Source organism: Propionivibrio pelophilus DSM 12018 (assembly GCF_059569095.1).
The window spans coordinates 38,660-55,717 of the sequence record NZ_JCANUT010000002.1; the positions used below are offsets into that span (position 1 = coordinate 38,660).

Annotated in this window: 18 protein-coding genes and 1 tRNA gene; 10 read left to right on the plus strand and 9 right to left on the minus strand. The window is 59.9% G+C overall.

Annotation, left to right across the window (positions count from 1 at the left end; genetic code table 11):
- Positions 1-57: 57 nt before the first annotated feature.
- Positions 58-1,065, minus strand: a complete 1,008-nt coding sequence (locus tag BO74_RS01525; RefSeq protein ID WP_496439512.1) for an NAD-dependent epimerase — start codon at positions 1,063-1,065, stop codon at positions 58-60.
- Positions 1,066-1,225: 160 nt separating this feature from the next.
- Positions 1,226-2,125 carry a recombination-associated protein RdgC gene (locus BO74_RS01530; protein WP_496439513.1) on the minus strand — a complete coding sequence of 300 codons (900 nt, stop codon included), beginning with the start codon at positions 2,123-2,125 and terminating at the stop codon, positions 1,226-1,228.
- A gap of 185 nt (positions 2,126-2,310) precedes the next feature.
- Here BO74_RS01530 and BO74_RS01535 point away from each other — a divergent pair, with 185 nt between their 5' ends.
- The gene (locus tag BO74_RS01535; RefSeq protein ID WP_496439514.1) at positions 2,311-3,939 is read left to right on the plus strand and encodes an electron transfer flavoprotein-ubiquinone oxidoreductase; all 1,629 of its coding nucleotides are present in this window, start codon (positions 2,311-2,313) and stop codon (positions 3,937-3,939) included.
- Here BO74_RS01535 and BO74_RS01540 read toward each other — a convergent pair whose 3' ends face one another.
- The 6 genes from BO74_RS01540 to BO74_RS01565 form a co-directional block, all read right to left on the minus strand.
- Positions 3,940-4,167, minus strand: a complete 228-nt coding sequence (locus tag BO74_RS01540) for a hypothetical protein (RefSeq protein ID WP_496439515.1) — start codon at positions 4,165-4,167, stop codon at positions 3,940-3,942.
- Positions 4,164-5,054, minus strand: a complete 891-nt coding sequence (locus BO74_RS01545) for an HDOD domain-containing protein (RefSeq protein WP_496439517.1) — start codon at positions 5,052-5,054, stop codon at positions 4,164-4,166. The genes BO74_RS01540 and BO74_RS01545 overlap by 4 nt, the downstream gene beginning before the upstream one ends.
- Before the next feature lie 37 nt (positions 5,055-5,091).
- Positions 5,092-5,178 (minus strand) — tRNA-Leu (locus BO74_RS01550).
- A 321-nt stretch (positions 5,179-5,499) separates the two neighbouring features.
- Positions 5,500-6,237, minus strand: coding sequence for a DNA polymerase III subunit epsilon (gene dnaQ / locus BO74_RS01555; protein ID WP_496439519.1), 738 nt, complete (start codon positions 6,235-6,237; stop codon positions 5,500-5,502).
- A 125-nt stretch (positions 6,238-6,362) separates the two neighbouring features.
- Positions 6,363-6,824 carry a ribonuclease HI gene (rnhA, locus tag BO74_RS01560; RefSeq protein ID WP_496439521.1) on the minus strand — a complete coding sequence of 154 codons (462 nt, stop codon included), beginning with the start codon at positions 6,822-6,824 and terminating at the stop codon, positions 6,363-6,365.
- Positions 6,814-7,539, minus strand: coding sequence for a class I SAM-dependent methyltransferase (locus BO74_RS01565; RefSeq protein ID WP_496439523.1), 726 nt, complete (start codon positions 7,537-7,539; stop codon positions 6,814-6,816). Before BO74_RS01565 ends, rnhA begins: the two co-directional genes overlap by 11 nt.
- 27 nt (positions 7,540-7,566) lie before the next feature.
- Here BO74_RS01565 and gloB point away from each other — a divergent pair, with 27 nt between their 5' ends.
- Entirely contained in the window at positions 7,567-8,328 is a 762-nt protein-coding gene (gene gloB / locus BO74_RS01570) for a hydroxyacylglutathione hydrolase (protein ID WP_496439524.1), read from the plus strand.
- A gap of 5 nt (positions 8,329-8,333) precedes the next feature.
- On the opposite strand, the gene BO74_RS01575 is transcribed toward gloB, so the two are convergent.
- Positions 8,334-8,726, minus strand: coding sequence for a response regulator (locus BO74_RS01575; protein WP_496439526.1), 393 nt, complete (start codon positions 8,724-8,726; stop codon positions 8,334-8,336).
- Between the two features lie 153 nt (positions 8,727-8,879).
- Between BO74_RS01575 and BO74_RS01580 the strand changes: the two genes are divergently transcribed.
- The 8 genes from BO74_RS01580 (at position 8,880) to BO74_RS01615 (ending at position 17,058) form a co-directional block, all read left to right on the plus strand.
- Positions 8,880-9,650 (plus strand): class II glutamine amidotransferase, encoded by a 771-nt coding sequence (locus BO74_RS01580; protein WP_496439528.1) that lies wholly within the window; start codon positions 8,880-8,882, stop codon positions 9,648-9,650.
- Positions 9,651-9,845: 195 nt separating this feature from the next.
- On the plus strand, positions 9,846-10,286 hold the full coding sequence (gene rimP / locus BO74_RS01585) for a ribosome maturation factor RimP (RefSeq protein ID WP_496439749.1): 441 nt from the start codon (positions 9,846-9,848) through the stop codon (positions 10,284-10,286).
- Between the two features lie 33 nt (positions 10,287-10,319).
- Positions 10,320-11,792 carry a transcription termination factor NusA gene (gene nusA, locus BO74_RS01590; protein ID WP_496439530.1) on the plus strand — a complete coding sequence of 491 codons (1,473 nt, stop codon included), beginning with the start codon at positions 10,320-10,322 and terminating at the stop codon, positions 11,790-11,792.
- Between the two features lie 33 nt (positions 11,793-11,825).
- The gene (gene infB, locus BO74_RS01595; RefSeq protein WP_496439532.1) at positions 11,826-14,732 is read left to right on the plus strand and encodes a translation initiation factor IF-2; all 2,907 of its coding nucleotides are present in this window, start codon (positions 11,826-11,828) and stop codon (positions 14,730-14,732) included.
- A gap of 11 nt (positions 14,733-14,743) precedes the next feature.
- Positions 14,744-15,139: a 30S ribosome-binding factor RbfA gene (gene rbfA, locus BO74_RS01600; protein WP_496439534.1), complete on the plus strand. Its 396-nt coding sequence runs from the start codon at positions 14,744-14,746 to the stop codon at positions 15,137-15,139.
- 4 nt (positions 15,140-15,143) lie between these two features.
- On the plus strand, positions 15,144-16,049 hold the full coding sequence (truB, locus tag BO74_RS01605) for a tRNA pseudouridine(55) synthase TruB (RefSeq protein WP_496439750.1): 906 nt from the start codon (positions 15,144-15,146) through the stop codon (positions 16,047-16,049).
- Between the two features lie 68 nt (positions 16,050-16,117).
- Positions 16,118-16,585: a tRNA adenosine(34) deaminase TadA gene (tadA, locus tag BO74_RS01610; protein WP_305075549.1), complete on the plus strand. Its 468-nt coding sequence runs from the start codon at positions 16,118-16,120 to the stop codon at positions 16,583-16,585.
- Positions 16,582-17,058: a L,D-transpeptidase family protein gene (locus BO74_RS01615; protein WP_496439535.1), complete on the plus strand. Its 477-nt coding sequence runs from the start codon at positions 16,582-16,584 to the stop codon at positions 17,056-17,058. The genes tadA and BO74_RS01615 overlap by 4 nt, the downstream gene beginning before the upstream one ends.

Genomic DNA, 17,058 nt, shown 5'->3' on the forward strand with positions numbered 1-17,058 from the left:
GACTGCAAACCACTATTCACGCGCAAATTCGACGCTCGATTTTTTACCAGACAAAAATCACTTCTTGAAATAGCTGCAATACCATTCGACGAAGTTGGAAATTCCTTGTTCGACAGGCGTACTCGGCTTGTATCCAAACTGCTCGGCAAGATCCGAAACGTCGGCATAGGTATCTGGAACATCGCCCGGTTGCATGGGGAGCATTTCAATAGCCGCTTTCGTTCCGATCGCCTTTTCCAGGGCGGCGATATAGTCCATCAGTTCTACCGGCTGGCTGTTTCCGATGTTGTAGACCCGCCAGGGGGCCGTGCTGCTTCCGGGGTCGGGGGCTGCTCCGGACCAGTCGGACTTGGGTTCGGCGGGGTGGTCGAGGACCCGGATGATTCCTTCAACGATGTCGTCGATGTAGGTAAAGTCCCGCCGGTGCTTGCCATAATTGAAGACGGGGATTTTTTCACCAGCCAGCATGGCTTTCGTGAATTTGAAAAGAGCCATGTCGGGCCGCCCCCACGGTCCATACACGGTGAAAAATCGCAGGCCGGTCGTTGGAAGAGCGTAGAGATGGCTGTAGGTATGCGCCATCAGTTCGTTGGCCTTCTTGGTGGCGGCGTAGAGCGACAGGGGGTGGTCTACGTTGTGATGCACAGAGAAAGGCATCGTCGTGTTCGCGCCGTACACACTAGAACTGCTGGCATAAACCAGATGTTCCACGCCTGTACGACGGCAGCCTTCAAGAATGTTGCCGAAGCCGACAAGGTTGCTGTCTATGTAAGCAAAAGGGTTTTCGATGGAGTAGCGCACGCCTGCCTGGGCCGCAAGATTAACGACGCGTTGTGGCTTGTAGTGCTCGAAGAGTTCGAGCATGGCGTCGCGATCTGCGATATCGATTCGCCGGTGGGTGTAGTTTTGATGGTTCAGGTGGCGCGCGACGCGGGCCTCCTTGAGCGCGGGGTCATAGTAGTCATTATGGTTGTCAATGCCTATGACGCGATCGCCGCGTTGCAGAATGCGCAACGCGAGGGCTGAGCCAATGAAGCCCGCAGCCCCTGTAATCAGAACCAGCATGAATTCACCTCAAAAAGTATAGGGGAGTGCTGATTTATTGAGGGTTCGTCATTCCGGCGGAGGCCGGAATCCAGAAAATTCAACGAACTGGACCCCGGCCTGCGCCGGGGTGACGGATACTTCAGTGTTTCCATAACGATTTGGACACGGAAATGACGGGTCATTCTGCCTCGGGCATTTCGCCGCCGAGTGCCTCGACCAGGTCGGTCAGCAGGTGTGCCAGTTCGCCGGTCATCAGCACGAAATCGAGATCGAATTGTTCGTCTTCGTTTTCGGCCTGCCCGTCGGTTGCTTCCTTGAGAATGTCGAGAAACGCCAGTCGCTTGACTTGCAGCTTGTCGTCGAGGACGAAGGAAATCTTGTCCGCCCAGGTCATCGCCAGCCGGGTGACGACCTTGCCCGCGGCGATATGGCCCGGGATTTCCTCGCCGTCGAGCGCATGCTTGGCGTAGCGGACAACCGCGTTTTCTGCGGAGCGCAACTCCATGTCCTGGTCGATGGTGAAGCCTGCCGGGGCGTTGCCGTCGGCGATCCATCCGGTCATCGCTGACATAGGGGATTGAGTAACCTTGAGCGGCTTTAGCGGCAGGGAATTCACCGATTTGTGCAGGATCTCGATCATTTCGTCGGCCTTGGCAGGAGCGGAGGCGTCGATGACCAGCCAGCCATTGACCGGGTCGATCCAGCAGAACGTCCGGCGCTTGCGGGTGAAGGCGCGCGGGAGCAGTTCCTGGGTGACAGCTTCGGCGAGTTCGCGGAGTTCCCGGCGCCCGACGCGCCGCCCCTGGCTTTCCTCGATTTCCTGCGCGCGCTCGGCGACATGCTGCTTGACGACGAAGGAGGGCAGCAGCTTTTGCTCGACGCCCAGCGCAATCAGCCATTGCCGGTTGACTGAATGCACCAGCGGCCCGTTGGCGCGCGGGGGGATCCAGCCTGCGCTCAAGGGTGTTGCACTGTCACAGGGCTGAAGAGGATTTTCTGACAACCGTTCTTCGAGTGCTTCAGCCGTCATTTCCCAATTACGGGGGAGGCGATAAAGCTGGAGGTTCTTGAACCACATAGCCGTTACATCCAGAAAAGGTTGGATTATAGGCCAACTGGATTTTCAGTTTCCGGCCAGCCATGCACGCAGCTGGGCAATCGCCCAGTGCACGCCGGGGTGCAATTCAGTCAATTCTTGATCGATTCACGATTAATCACTACGATTTCGCCCTTCTCGTGTTCCGTCAGGAATTGTCGTCTTCCATGTCCCGCGAATCGATGAGCTACGACGTCCTGATCGTTGGTGGCGGTCCGGCCGGGCTTGCCGCAGCGATACGGATCAAGCAACTCGCCAGCGATATCAGCGTCTGCCTGATCGAGAAGAGTGCGGAAATAGGCGGGCATGTCCTTTCCGGAACGATCATGGATCCGGTGGCACTCGACACCTTGCTGCCGGGTTGGCGGGAACAAGCCTCTGGCGTACTTCCGGTGAGCGAGGAGCGTTTCCTGTTCCTCCGCAAGAACGGCGTATTCGAGCTTCCCGCATGGCTGCTGCCCGACTGTTTTCACCACACCGGCAATTTCGTCCTCAGCCTGTCCAACCTGTGCCGCTGGCTCGGCCAGACGGCAGAAGCGCTCGGTGTCGAGATCTATCCGGGCTTCGCCGGCGCCGAAATCCTCTACAAGGACGACGGAGCGGTGACTGGCGTTGCTACCGGAGACCTCGGGCGTTTACGAAACGGCGATCCGGGACCGTCCTTCCAGCCGGGGATGGAGTTGCATGCACGCTACACCCTGTTTGCTGAAGGTTCGCGCGGTCACCTCGGCAAGCAGCTCGAAAATCGCTTCGGCCTGCGCAGTTCGGCGTCCGCACAACTGTTCGGCCTCGGCGTCAAGGAGGTGTGGGAGGTTCCTGCCGACCGCCATTGTCCGGGGCAGGTCATCCACACTGCGGGCTGGCCGCTCGACGGACGAACCTACGGCGGCGGTTTTCTGTACCACCAGGCCAATAGTCAGGTTTCGGTCGGCTTCGTCACCGGCCTGGGTTATGCCAACCCGTACCTATCGCCCTTCGAGGAATTCCAGCGTTTCAAGACGCATCCCGCGCTGCGCGGCCATCTGGAGGGCGGAAAGCGGCTCGCCTATGGCGCCCGTACGATCACCTCCGGCGGGCTGAACGCGCTGCCGCGGCTCGTTTTCCCGGGCGGCGCCCTGATCGGTGATGACGCCGGCTTTCTCAATGCGGCCCGGACGAAAGGCTCGCACGGCGCCATCATCTCAGCAACACTGGCGGCCGAAGCGTGCGTTGCTGCGCTGGGTGCTGGGAGGGGCCATGACGAACTGACCGCCTACCCGCTCGCCTTCCGTCACAGCTCGCTGTATGACGAATTGTTCCGCGCCCGCAATTTCAAATCGTGGTTGGAAAAAGGCATCGTCCTTGGTGGGGCCCTGTTCGCTGTCGAACAGCACCTGTTTCGCGGCAAGGCCGCATGGGGGCCATCGCCCCCGCGGGCCGACTGCCTGGCGCTGGAAAAGGCAGCTGACAGCCAGCCGATCGACTATCCGGCGCCCGACGGCATCCTGTCTTTCGACCGCCCGTCATCCGTTTATCTGTCGAACACCGCGCACGAGGAAAACCAGCCGTGCCATCTTCGCCTCAAAAGTGAAGCGATCCCGATCGAGGTGAATCTGGCGGATTACAACGCGCCCGAGCAGCGCTACTGCCCGGCGGGGGTTTACGAGATCCTGGCCGACGCCGACGGCCAGCCACGGTTGCAGATCAACGCCGCCAACTGCCTGCACTGCAAGGCTTGCGACATCAAGGATCCATCCCGGAACATCGACTGGGTGCCACCACAGGGGGGCGAAGGTCCGAACTACGCGGACACCTGACTATTTCGCAGCGTCGCCGTTCGTTGCGCTCTCGGCTTGTCGAAGCCGCTCCTCGGACTGTTGCCCGGCGGTCTCAAGGCTGGCTTTCACCGAATCCAGTGACTGCTTTGCCTGGCTGGCCTGGTCCGCCTGCATTTTCCCGACAACAGCCGCGGTTCCGGCTGTTTCGACACCGCAACCGACCAGCGCCAAAGTTGCGCACACGACTGCAATCAGGCGCAGGCTCATGATTCGAGGGCGACGACGATGGAGTAAATCTCGTCGCCCGAGGCGGCAATAACCTCTTCCACGGTGCTCTGGTCAAGCCCGAGGGCCTCTGCTGCATTGACGGAGAGGACACGCGGATCGAGTTCGTTGAACGGATCGATTCGCGGCGACAGCGCCCGGGCGATGAACAGCACATCGCTCAGCTTCGATGGCGGCATCGTCTTGCCATACTGGCGCGAGGCCAGCACTGCCTCGACCACCGACGCGGGCAGGTTCAACTCGCCGAGCACCAGACGCGTGGCGCGATCCGCGAGATCGTTGACCGCTTCGGCCAACGCCTCGGGGTTTTCCAGCAATTCGGGATAATCGACTGCCTGCGAAAGAAGATAGAAACGCCCGAGGTCGTGCACGATGCCGGCGAACATCGCCTCGTCCGGACTCAGCGTCGTCATTTTCTTGGCGATCACGTACGCCAACGCGGCAACGTTGATGCTGCGTTCCCAAAGGCGGCTGGCCAGGTTGCGCGTGCCGCTATGTCGCTGCGACTGGCGCAACTGATTCATGATCAGCACCATGGCCAGCGCCTTGATCGGATCCATGCCGACGCGCACGACGGCCAGACGCACGTCGCGGATGATCTGGTTGGACGGATTGAGCGCTACCGAATTGGCCAGCCGGATGACCTTGGCCGACAACAGCGGCTCGGAGACGACAATCTTGGCCAGCGTAGCCAATCCGATATCCGGATTTTCGACAGCCTTTAACACACGCCGACTGGCATCCAGACTGGTCGGGAAGTTAAGTTCCCCGACTTTCGCCGACGCAAACGCTTCACGGAATGCTAACGAGACTCTCGCAACCACTGGACTCCCCTCTCGCCTACCGCCAAAAAAAGGACGCCACCGCATTCTAAGCCTATACAGCGACGATTATGCTGGAGTTATATGGTGCCCGGAACCGGGATCGAACCGGTACAGCCGTAAGGCCGAGAGATTTTAAGTCTCTTGTGTCTACCAATTTCACCATCCGGGCAGAGGCGGCGATTATACCGTGAGCCGGATCACCCCACGGGGGCAAAAAAGGGAAAATGCCTCAATCGCGACACGGGATTCATGGCGCTCCTGTCCCGATGCGTGTCTTATTGCTCCGGCTCGATGAAATAGAAAGTTCCCGTCATACCGGCGAAGGCCGGTATCCAGTATCGGAGAGTTGCCGCCGACTGGACCCCGGCCTTCGCCGGGGTGACGAGTTCATGCTCCTTCGGACCTAATCAATAGCGGCGCTATTTGCGTGAAGTGGCGGGGGGGCTCGGGTTCACTGTGCCATCGCAGAGAAAGGTCTCTGCAATCCGGTTCAGGTGGCGCCGTCAACGTCAGAGAGCCACAGGCACTTGCCCTTGCTTTCCTTCTGGATTGCCGCGAGCAGTTGCGCGTGCTCGGCTTGTTCGGTCTCGTCTGCCTTCAGGACGTGAAATACACGGCGGATGTCAGGCGCGAGACCGGTTATCTGCGCTTCGCCTCCCGCGAAGTCCTGCTGTTGCGACGGACCTTCGTCGGTCTCCATGATCAGGCTTTCCTGACCACGCGTCATTCCGATGTAGACGTCAGCGAGAATCTCCGCGTCGAGCAGCGCGCCGTGCAGCGTTCGCTTCGAGTTGTCGATGCCGTAGCGGTCGCACAGTACGTCGAGGTTGTTCTTCTTGCCCGGATGGAGTTCTTTGGCGAGGCGGAGGGAATCGATGACGCCGCGGCAGACGGTTTCGATCGGCGCCATGTCGAGCCGCGCCAGTTCGGCGTTGATGAAGCCGATATCGAACGGTGCGTTGTGGATGATCAACTCGGCGCCACGCACGAAGTCGAGAAATTCCTCGGCGATTTCCGCGAAGCGCGGCTTGTCCTGCAGGAACTCCAGGCTGATGCCGTGTACTGCCAGCGCCCCGGCGTCGATGTCCCGATCCGGGTTCGTGTAGCGATGGAAATGTCGATGGGTGAGGCGTCGGTTGCGCATTTCGACGCAGCCAACTTCGATGATTCGGTGTCCGAGCCTGTGTTCCAGACCGGTGGTTTCTGTATCGAGAAAAATCTGGCGCATGGCTTTAGTTAGGGGATGATTTCTTGACGATTTGTCATTCCGGCGCAGGCCGGAATCCAGAAAATTCAACGAACTGGACCCCGGCCTTCGCCGGGGTGACGACTATTTCAGTGTTTTCCTGCGTATCAGTTGGAGCGTTGCGTGGAAAGCAGTTCGTCTATGCCGCGATTGGCGAGCTGGTCGGCGCGTTCGTTGCCGGGGTGTCCGGCGTGGCCCTTGACCCAGACCCATTCGATCTTGTGCAGTGCAACCAGTTTGTCGAGTTGTTGCCAGAGATCGGCGTTTTTCACGGGCTTTTTGTCGGCGGTGCGCCAGCCATTACGTTTCCAGTTATGAATCCATTGGCTGATGCCTTTCTGGACGTATTGCGAATCGGTGTGCAACCGGGCTGCGACTGGACGCTTGAGGGCTTCGAGCGCGCGGATCACCGCGGTAAGTTCCATGCGGTTGTTGGTGGTGTCGGGTTCGCCTCCCCACAGTTCCTTTTCCGCTGCGCCCGCGGTGAGTATTGCGCCCCAGCCGCCGGGGCCGGGGTTGCCGCGGCAGCCGCCGTCGGTGAAGATGTCGATGCTTGCTTCAGAAACCACGCTTTTCGCTTTCTTTGTGAATGATGGGGGTGAGCGCCTTGGCGGGCGCTTTTTTTTGGCTCCAGTCGGGCATGATCAGGCGCATTCCGCGGACGCGCTTGATGGCTCTCAGCATATAAACGCCCCCTGCGAAGCTCCACCAGCGATCACCGGCCGCTTCGAGAAAATGCCAGCGATGGAGCCATTTTTCGTTCTGGCAGGGAGGGGCATAGCAACCGAAATTGCCACGGTCGACTTCGAAATTGAGCAACTGCAGCCAATCCTTCAGTCGGAGGACGGAGATGTAGTTGCCGTTCATGGGGAATGTGTCCGGGCATTTGGGCAGTTTGCGCCGCAGTCCCCAAAGCGATAACGGATTGAATCCGGTGATGACCAGTTGTCCGTCGGGGATGAGGATGCGTTCGACCTCCCGCAGGATCTGGTGCGGGTCGTCGTGAAATTCGAGAACATGCGGCAAGACGACCAGGTCGATGCTGTTGGCGGCGAAAGGCAATTCCCGCAAATCGCACAGTACGTCGACCTTGCCGGTCTCGCCGGCAATCTGGCGCAAGGGGATCCGGTTGTGGGCAAGCAATTGAATCTGGGGCAGGCCGAGCTGCAGGGCGTTGTACCCGAAGAGGTCGTCAACCACGGCGTCGATCTTGTCCTGTTCCCAGGTGATGACGTAGCGACCTTGCGGGGTCGAAAGCCACTCATCGATACCGGTTATTGACATTTCTCGCTGTTCTTTCAAAATCGGGTCATGTTTGACGTCGTTCGAATCCCCGCGTTCAAGGATAACTACATCTGGCTGCTGCGCAAAGGTGGAGCGGCGGTGGTTGTCGACCCCGGTGATGCCGGCCCCGTCCTGGAAGTGCTCGAGCGTGAGGAGCTGGCGCTGGAGGCCATCCTCGTGACGCATCATCATCAGGATCATCAAGGCGGAATTGCCGCCCTGCTGGATTACTCCCGTGTCGACGTGTTCGGTCCGGCGGGGGAGTCTATCACAGGCCTTTCCCGTCCCTTGAGCGGGGGCGAGCGGGTGCAATTCCCCTCGTTGGGGACTGCTTTCGAGGTGATTCCGGTGCCCGGACACACGTCGGGACACCTGGCTTATCTGGCAGCGAATCACCTCTTTTGCGGCGACACCTTGTTCACGGGCGGCTGCGGACGTGTTTTCGAAGGAACGCCGGTACAGATGTTCGACTCGCTATCCCGGCTGGCGGCATTGCCGGACGAAACGCTGATTTTTTGTGCCCATGAATACACGGAATCCAACCTGCGTTTCGCGTTGGCCGTCGAACCGGAGAATCAGCGCTTGCGTGAACGTGTCGCTGACGTTTCCATGCGCCGCGCTGGTGGGCAAGCGACAGTCCCGTCGATGCTTGCGCTCGAAAAGGAAACCAATCCGTTCCTGCGTTGCGTTGAACCTGCGGTGCGCGCGGCGGCGATAAGACAGGGGGCGTTGTCGGATGAGCCCGTCGAGGTTTTTGCGGCCCTCCGGGCGTGGAAAAACAGCTTTTAGCGTCCTTACTGAGCGGACTTTTCGGTGCCTTGCAGCGCCTTGTGCAGCGTGTCGAGCACGCGTGCCATGTTGAACGGCTTGACGATGAATCCGGAGGCGCCGCCCTGGATCGATTCCTGCACGTTCTCGACGCTGGGGTTGCCGGTAATCATGATGACCTTGATGTGCGCGTGGCGTTCCTTGATGTACTGGAGTACTTCGAGGCCGTCCATTTCCGGCATCATGACATCGAGAAACACCACGTCAGGATAGGTCCTGTCGACCAGTTCCAGGGCGATCGTTCCGTTTTTGGCCTCACCGACAACCTGGCAGCTTTCGCTGCGCAGAATGCCGCGAAGCAGGGTGCGCATCAGGTCGTTGTCGTCGACGATCAGCACTTTGGGGGAGTGGGTAGCCATGGACTGTCGGATTTACTTACTGGAGTGCTCTGCGGAAATGCCGCGCATTGTAAACCTTCTGGACAGCGGCCGGCGGGCGATAACGCAAAGCGATTCGCGATGCGGCGTGAGTGATTACACTATGGCTTTCCGTATCGACTGATCGAGGCTTCCATGTGCCAGCTTCTGGGTATGAATTGCAATGTTCCCACGGACATTTGCTTCTCGTTTACCGGCTTTCAGGCGCGGGGCGGCGGCACCGATATTCATCGCGATGGCTGGGGGATTGCCTTCTTCGAGGGGGCCGGGGTGAGGCTCTTTCTCGATCCGCAGCCTTCGTGGGGGTCCCCGGTGGCGGAATTGGTGCGTCACTATCCGATCCGCTCGCTCAACGTCATCGCCCATATCCGCAAGGCGACCCAGGGTCCGACGGGGCTCGAGAACACCCATCCGTTCATGCGCGAACTGTGGGGGCGGTACTGGATCTTCGCGCACAACGGCAACCTGCTTGATTACGCCCCGGAATTGGATGGCAGCTTCCTGCCGGTCGGTCAAACCGATAGTGAGCGTGCCTTTTGCCACTTGTTGCAAACGCTTCGCCGTACTTTTCCAGGCGGGATGCCCGACCGGGAGGTCTTGTGCGATGCGCTGGATCGGTTCGCAGAAAAAGTCAGGGGTTACGGCCCGTTCAATTTCCTGCTGTCCAATGGCGATTGTCTGTTTGCCCATCGGGCCACTGATCTGCATTACATCATCCGGCAGGCACCGTTTCCGGTTGCGCACCTCAAGGACGAAGATTTGTCCTTGGATTTTAACGAAGTGACGACCCCCGACGATCGGGTCGCCCTGATTGCGACGGTGCCGCTGACCGACAACGAGATCTGGACTCCGCTGCCAGTCGGTCGGGTGTCCATGTTCTTCAACGGGGAGTGCCAGCGGGAGTAGCAAGAAATCATTTCGATCCGGAAGGATGCCGTCCTGCCTTGCCTGAACCGCGGTTCAGGGGGGGCAATACCATCAGAATATTACCTTCGCCATTTACGGCGGGCCGGATTATCGTTATAATCCAACGGTTTTCCGCTCGCTCCTTCGGGGGCAAATTACAGGGATGGGCTTTTCGCCCATTTTTCTTTTGTGGCTATGGATTTGATCGAGATCATCGAAAAAACGGTTGTCGGGCTCGGCTACGAGGTGGTCGATGTCGAGCAGAGTCCGCGCGGACTTGTGCTGCGTGTCTTTATCGACAAGCCGGAAAAGGCAGGTGGCATCGATGTCGATGACTGCGCCTTGGTGAGCAATCAGCTCTCGCGGGTGCTGGCGGTCGAGGAGGTTGATTACGACCGTCTCGAGATTTCGTCGCCGGGACTCGATCGGGTGCTGAAAAAGCAGGCCGATTTCGAGCGGTTTGCCGGTTCGGAGATCAATCTGCGGCTGCGACTGCCGATGAGCGGGCGGCGGAATTTCAATGGCATCCTGCACGGCATGCGGGATGGCAAGGTGCATTTGACGATCGATACCGGAGAGGTTGAGCTCGAGTTCGGCAACATCGACAAGGCACGGCTGGTTCCAAAGTTCGACTGACGATTAGAGGCTGGATTAGGGGGTTGTAAGACAATGAGTCGCGAAATTTTGCTGCTGGTCGACGTGCTGGCCCGCGAGAAAAACGTCTCCAAGGAGATCGTCTTCGGCGCATTGGAGCTGGCGCTTGCGTCGGCGACCAAGAAGCGTATTCACGATGATGCGGATGTGCGCGTGGTGGTTGATCGTGAGACCGGTGATTTCGAGAGTTTCCGCCGCTGGGAAGTCGTTCCGGACGAAGAGTTCATTCATGAAGCCCAGCATGTTGCGCTCTCCGATGCGTGCAAACAGGACGCGGAAGTGGAGGTTGGAGATTTCCTCGAGGAAACGCTGGAGCCGATCGATTTTGGGCGGATTGGCGCGCAGGCAGCCAAGCAGGTGATCCTGCAGAAGATCCGCGACGCCGAGCGCGACCAGATCCTCAATGACTTCCTGGAGCGCAAGGAGCATCTGGTTACGGGCGCCATCAAGCGCATGGAGCGGGGCAACGCCATTATCGAGGCCGGCAAGGTTGAAGCCGTGCTGCCGCGTGACCAGATGATCCCTCGCGAAAACCTGCGAATCGGTGATCGCGTCAAGGCCTTCCTGCTCCGCGTGGATCGCCAGGCCCGCGGGCCGCAGTTGATTCTGTCGCGCACCGCGCCTGAATTCATCATCAAGCTGTTCGAGATGGAAGTGCCGGAAGTCGATGACGGACTTCTCGAGATCAAGGCGGCTGCGCGCGACGCCGGCATGCGTGCAAAGATTGCGGTCAAGTCCAATGACCCGCGGATCGATCCGATCGGTACCTGCGTCGGCATGCGAGGGATGCGTGTTACCGCCGTAACCAATGAACTCGCCGGCGAGCGCGTGGATATCGTGCTCTGGTCTGCCGATCCGGCTCAGTTCGTGGTTGGTGCACTGGCGCCGGCCGAAGTGCTTTCGGTCGTGGTTGACGAGGACAGGCACAGCATGGATGTCGTGGTCGACGAGGCCAACCTGGCCGTGGCGATCGGTCGTGGTGGTCAGAACGTGCGCCTGGCGTCGGAACTGACCGGCTGGACCATCAATCTCATGACTGAAGAGGAATCACAAACCCGGCTTGAAGCCGAATCCGCCGCCATCCGAGTGTTGTTCATGGAAAAGCTCGACTTGGACGAAGACGTGGCGAACGTGCTGATCAACGAAGGTTTCTCGACTCTGGAAGAAGTTGCCTATGTCCCGTTGCATGAAATGCTCGAGATCGAGGCATTCGACGAGGCAATGGTCCAGGAATTGCGCGAACGTGCCCGCAACGTACTGTTGACCGAAGCGATCGTTGCCGAGGAGCAGATCGGCGATGTGTCGGAGGATATGCTCAATCTCGAGGGCATGGACAAGCCGCTGGCGGGAAAACTTGCCACCCATGGCGTAAAGACGCGCGATGATTTGGCGGACCTGGCGATCGACGAGTTGATCGAAATGACCGGTGTCGACGCCGATCGTGCCAAACAATTGATTACCACGGCGCGCGCGCACTGGTTCGAATAAGCCGTAAAGAGTACGCAGAAAAGAGGAATCCACATGGCGCAAACAAGCGTTGCCCAATTCGCTACCGATCTCAAAATGCCGGCTGCGGCGCTGCTTGAGCAGCTCCAGATGGCCGGCGTGGCCAAAAACAAGGTGGATGACCTGCTGACCGAGCAGGACAAAGCCAAGTTGCTCGAATATCTGCGTCGCTCCCACGGTGAAGCCGAGTCGAAAACCAAGATAACCCTGACGCGCCGGGAAACCTCCGAGATCCGCGCACAGGATTCGCACGGCAAGTCACGTACCGTACAGGTTGAAGTACGCAAGAAGCGCGTGCTGGTCAAACGCGACCCGGCCGAGCTTCGCGCCGAGATGCTGGCGGCAGCGAAAGCCGCCGCTCCGGCGCCTTCAGAACCGTCTCCTGTTATCGAAGAGAAGGTGGAGGCGCCTGTCGTCGAGGAGAAGGTCGAGGCGGCGCCGCAGCTCGAGGCTGCTGTCGAACCAGTTGCGGAGCCGGTCGCCGAAGCCGTTGCCGAGCCTGAGAAGGTGGAGCCTGCAGAGGAACCGATCGTGGCTGAAGCGGTTGCACAACCGGTTGAAGCGCCTCCCGCCACGACACCGGCACCTGAGCCCGTTGCACCTGTCGAAGCCAGGGTAAAACATGCTCCGAAGAGCAAGGAGAAGGCCGGCAAGGCACAATCCGAGCAGCCGGCTGCTGCCAAGGCACAGCCGAAGAAAGTAATCACGCGGGCCTCGATCATCGGCGAGGAGCAGCAACGTCTCCGCGCGGAAGAAGAGAAACGTTTCGCTGAGTTGCGTGCACGCCAGGAGGCCGAGTTCCTTGAGAAGCAGCAGCGCGCGGCGGAACTTGTCCGACTGAAGAAAGAAGCCGAAGAAAAGGCGGTTGTTGCGCGTGCCGCTGAAGCTGCAAAAGTAGCGGCGGCGAAAACCGCCAGCGGAAAACCCGAGGAGAAAGGCGAAAAGGCTGATCGGGGCGCTCGCAAGACCGATGCCAAGCCGGGTGCCGCGGAGAAAAAAGGCGGCGACAAGAAGGGGACGTGGAAGAGCGAGGAAGGCGGCAAGCGTGGTCTCAAGACGCGCGGAGCTACGTCGGGCAGTGAATGGCGCGACGGCAAGCACGGCAAGCGCAACAACCGCAATGCCGACGCGGATCAGGCTCACGCCTTCCAGGCACCGACCGAAGCTGTCATTCATGATGTTCAGGTGCCCGAAACGATCTCGGTCAGCGATCTGGCCCACAAGATGGCCGTGAAGGGAATCGAAGTTATCAAGACGCTGATGAAGATGGGCTCGATGGTCACCATCAACCAGGTGCTCGATCAGGAAACGGCGATGATCGTCGTCGAGGAGATGGGGCATCGGGCCTTTGCAGCCAAACTCGACGATCCGGATGCCTTCCTGGATGACAACGAACACAAGGACGCGCCGCAACTGCCGCGCGCGCCCGTTGTTACCGTCATGGGCCACGTCGACCACGGCAAGACTTCGCTACTCGACTACATCCGCCGCACCCGCGTTGCGTCGGGCGAGGCCGGCGGCATAACCCAGCACATCGGTGCGTACCACGTGGAAACAGCACGCGGTATGGTCACCTTCCTTGATACTCCGGGTCACGAAGCGTTTACGGCGATGCGTGCGCGTGGTGCGAAAGCCACCGATATCGTCATTCTCGTCGTTGCAGCGGACGACGGCGTGATGCCGCAGACGCGTGAAGCGATTCACCACGCCAAGGCTGCCGGGGTCCCGATCGTCGTGGCAGTCAACAAGATCGACAAGCCCGAAGCCAACCCGGACCGCGTCAAGCAGGAACTGGTCGCGGAATCCGTTGTTCCAGAGGAGTATGGCGGCGATTCGCCGTTCATCAGCGTCTCGGCCAAAACCGGGGCCGGCATCGACGAGTTGCTCGAGAACGTGCTGTTACAGGCGGAAGTTCTTGAACTGAAATCGCCGGTCGAGACACCGGCGAAGGGGTTGATCATCGAAGCTCGCCTCGACAAGGGACGCGGGCCGGTGGCGACCATGCTGGTTCAGTCCGGCACCCTGCGCCAAGGCGATGTGCTGCTCACCGGTCAGGTGTTCGGGCGCATCCGTGCGATGCTTGACGAGAACGGAAAAACGATCAAGGAAGCCGGGCCGTCGATCCCGGTCGAAATCCTCGGTCTTTCGGATGTACCCGCGGCGGGACAGGACGCCATGGTTCTGGCCGACGAGCGCAAGGCGCGTGAAATCGCCTTGTTCCGTCAAGGCAAGTTCCGCGACGTGAAACTCGCCACCAAGCAGGCGGCGAACCTGGAGAACATCCTCGACCAGATGGGCGAGTCTGAAGTCAAGACACTGGCCCTGATCATCAAGGCCGACGTCCAGGGCTCGCAGGAAGCACTCGTTCAGTCGTTGCAGAAGCTCTCGACCGACGAGGTCAAGGTCAATGTCATCCACGCGGCGGTTGGCGCAATCAGCGAATCCGACGTCAATCTGGGGCAGGCATCGAAGGCCGTCATCATCGGCTTCAATACCCGTGCCGATGCCGGCGCCCGCAAGGCCGCCGAGAACCTCGGTGTCGACATTCGCTACTACAACATCATCTACGATGCCGTCGATGAGGTGAAGGCGGCGCTGTCCGGCATGCTGGCTCCGGAGAAGAAAGAGGAGATCACCGGCCTCGTCGAGATCCGCCAGGTTTTCCGCGCGTCGAAGATCGGCACGATCGCCGGCTGCTACGTGCTCGAAGGTGTCATCAAGCGTTCGTCGCGTGCGCGTCTGCTGCGCGACAACGTCGTCATCTGGGAAGGCGAACTCGAATCGCTCAAGCGCTTCAAGGACGACGTCAAGGAAGTGCGTTCCGGCTTCGAATGCGGTCTGTCGTTGAAGAACTACAACAACTATGAGGAAGGCGATCAACTCGAAGTCTATGACCTGACTGAAGTCGCGCGTTCACTCTAAGGAATCGCATCGTGACGGCAAACAAAGGTTTTTCACGCCGCGACCGGGTTTCCGAGCAGATCCGGCGTGAACTTGCCGAGTTGATTCGCACCGAATTGAAGGATCCACGTGTAGGCATGGTCAGCATCACCGGAGTCGAGGTGTCCGCGGACTATGCCCACGCCAAGATCTTCTTCAGCAGCATGGCAGGACGGGAGCACCTTCCGTCCGTGCTCACCGGGCTGCAGAAGGCCGCCGGTTTCCTGCGGCGTGAACTTGGACGGCGCATCACCATTCATTCGACGCCGCAACTGCATTTCGTCTTCGACGAGTCTCTTGAGCGAGGCGCTGATCTCTCCCGACTGATCGAGGAGGCCGTTGCCGTATCCAAGGCCTCCGACGCTTCAACTGATTCCATAGAAAACTGACTTGATTCAGAACGACCGGCCAAAGCGTGTCTGGCGCCGCGTTGACGGCGTCCTTTTGCTCGACAAACCCAAAGGGGTGACTTCGAATACGGCCTTGCAGATGGCCCGTCGGCTTTTTTCGGCGGCTAAGGCCGGACATACTGGGACGCTCGATCCGATGGCCACCGGGTTGTTGCCGCTCTGTTTCGGCGAGGCGACCAAGTTCTCCGCCGACCTCCTGGAAGCGGACAAGACGTATGAAGCCGACGTCTGCTTCGGGATTACCACGGACACGGGCGACGCCGACGGTCAGGTACTGGAGCGCTGCCCGGCGCAGATCGAACGGCACCAGCTGGATTCCGTCCTGCCACAGTTTCGCGGCAAGATCCGTCAGGTTCCGCCGATGTACTCGGCACTCAAGCGGGACGGCCAGCCGCTTTACCGATTGGCCCGCCAGGGAGTCGAGGTCGAACGCGAGGCACGCGAAGTTACGATCAGCGAACTCCTGGTGCTCGATAGTGGGGCGGATTACTGTCGCCTGCGGGTGACTTGCAGCAAGGGAACCTATATTCGGACCCTGGCCGAGGACATCGGCACGGCGTTGCGCTGCGGTGCGCATCTGACCGCGTTACGCCGGGTGGTCGTGGGTGATCTGACCGTGGCCTGCGCGGTGTCGCTGGAAACCTTGAATACCCTTCCAGAAGAAGAACGTGCTCGCTATCTGCTGCCGCCGGATTCGCTGTTGCAGAGCTTGCCGGTAGCGAATCTGGAGAGTGCGGCTGCCGCACGTTTCGCTCATGGCAATCCAGTCGACATGCCGGGCTTGCCCGCCGGGAAATGCCGCGTCTATCACCTCGGGCAATTGCTTGGCGTCGCTGTATCCGATGGTGCCGGGCGGCTGCAACCGAGCCGTCTGGTTTCGTCCGCCTGACTTCCGCGTAAACGTCGACCGCGTCATTTCGCGCGTGTCGGCGCCATATCGTGATGTAGAATTTTCCGATGACTGATGAATTCTTCATGCGTGAAGCGCTGTCGCTGGCCCGGGCGGCGGAATGCCTCGGCGAGGTGCCCGTGGGGGCCGTCGTTGTCCTCGATGGCAAGATTGTCGGGCGCGGTTTCAATGCGCCGATCGGCGAATCCGACCCGACGGCACACGCGGAAATCGCCGCCCTCCGTGATGCAGCAAGGACACTGGAAAACTATCGACTGCCGGGCTGCGAGCTTTTCGTGACTCTTGAGCCGTGTGCCATGTGCGCAGGCGCCATCCTGCATTCCCGCATTTCCCGTGTCGTTTATGGCGCACGTGACCCCAAAACCGGCGTACATGGCAGCGTCGTCGACTTGTTTGCCGTCGAGCGTCTGAATCATCACACTGAAGTTGTCGGCGGGGTGCTTGCGGACGAGTGCGGGCAACTCCTGTCGGGGTTTTTTGCCGCGCGGCGAGCCAAGAAGGCGGGGCAAGGGTGAATATCCGGATTTCTCTTGCCGAGCAGACCTTGACGCTGTTCGATGCAGCAGGAAAAAAACTGCGGAGTTATCCGGTATCGACGGCGGCACGCGGGGCGGGGGAGGCACGGGGGAGTTTCTGCACCCCGCGCGGAAAACATCTGGTTCGCGCCAGGATCGGTGCCGGATTTCCCGAAAACACCGTATTCAAGGCGCGCCGCCCGACGGGTGAAATCTACAGCCGGGATCTTGCGGCAGAGCATCCTGACCGGGACTGGATACTGACGCGGATTCTCTGGCTATCTGGGTGCGAGGTCGGCAGGAACCGGCTCGGCGAAGTCGATACGATGCGGCGGTATATCTACATTCACGGCTGTCCGGACAGCGAGCCGATCGGGACGCCGCAGTCACACGGCTGCGTTCGCATGCGTAACCGGGACATCGTCGAACTGTTCGATCTTGTCCCGCCTCTCACCCCGGTGGAAATCGATTGA

What these genes read in the sequence shown, in the direction of transcription:
- BO74_RS01525 (WP_496439512.1), bottom strand. Translation starts at nt 1,065, where the DNA reads ATGCTGGTTCTGATTACAGGGGCTGCGGGCTTCATTGGCTCAGCCCTC.
- BO74_RS01530 (WP_496439513.1), bottom strand. Translation starts at nt 2,125, where the DNA reads ATGTGGTTCAAGAACCTCCAGCTTTATCGCCTCCCCCGTAATTGGGAA.
- BO74_RS01535 (WP_496439514.1), top strand. Translation starts at nt 2,311, where the DNA reads ATGTCCCGCGAATCGATGAGCTACGACGTCCTGATCGTTGGTGGCGGT.
- BO74_RS01540 (WP_496439515.1), bottom strand. Translation starts at nt 4,167, where the DNA reads ATGAGCCTGCGCCTGATTGCAGTCGTGTGCGCAACTTTGGCGCTGGTC.
- BO74_RS01545 (WP_496439517.1), bottom strand. Translation starts at nt 5,054, where the DNA reads ATGCGGTGGCGTCCTTTTTTTGGCGGTAGGCGAGAGGGGAGTCCAGTG.
- dnaQ (WP_496439519.1), bottom strand. Translation starts at nt 6,237, where the DNA reads ATGCGCCAGATTTTTCTCGATACAGAAACCACCGGTCTGGAACACAGG.
- BO74_RS01565 (WP_496439523.1), bottom strand. Translation starts at nt 7,539, where the DNA reads ATGTCAATAACCGGTATCGATGAGTGGCTTTCGACCCCGCAAGGTCGC.
- gloB (WP_496439524.1), top strand. Translation starts at nt 7,567, where the DNA reads ATGTTTGACGTCGTTCGAATCCCCGCGTTCAAGGATAACTACATCTGG.
- BO74_RS01575 (WP_496439526.1), bottom strand. Translation starts at nt 8,726, where the DNA reads ATGGCTACCCACTCCCCCAAAGTGCTGATCGTCGACGACAACGACCTG.
- BO74_RS01580 (WP_496439528.1), top strand. Translation starts at nt 8,880, where the DNA reads ATGTGCCAGCTTCTGGGTATGAATTGCAATGTTCCCACGGACATTTGC.
- rimP (WP_496439749.1), top strand. Translation starts at nt 9,846, where the DNA reads ATGGATTTGATCGAGATCATCGAAAAAACGGTTGTCGGGCTCGGCTAC.
- nusA (WP_496439530.1), top strand. Translation starts at nt 10,320, where the DNA reads ATGAGTCGCGAAATTTTGCTGCTGGTCGACGTGCTGGCCCGCGAGAAA.
- infB (WP_496439532.1), top strand. Translation starts at nt 11,826, where the DNA reads ATGGCGCAAACAAGCGTTGCCCAATTCGCTACCGATCTCAAAATGCCG.
- tadA (WP_305075549.1), top strand. Translation starts at nt 16,118, where the DNA reads ATGACTGATGAATTCTTCATGCGTGAAGCGCTGTCGCTGGCCCGGGCG.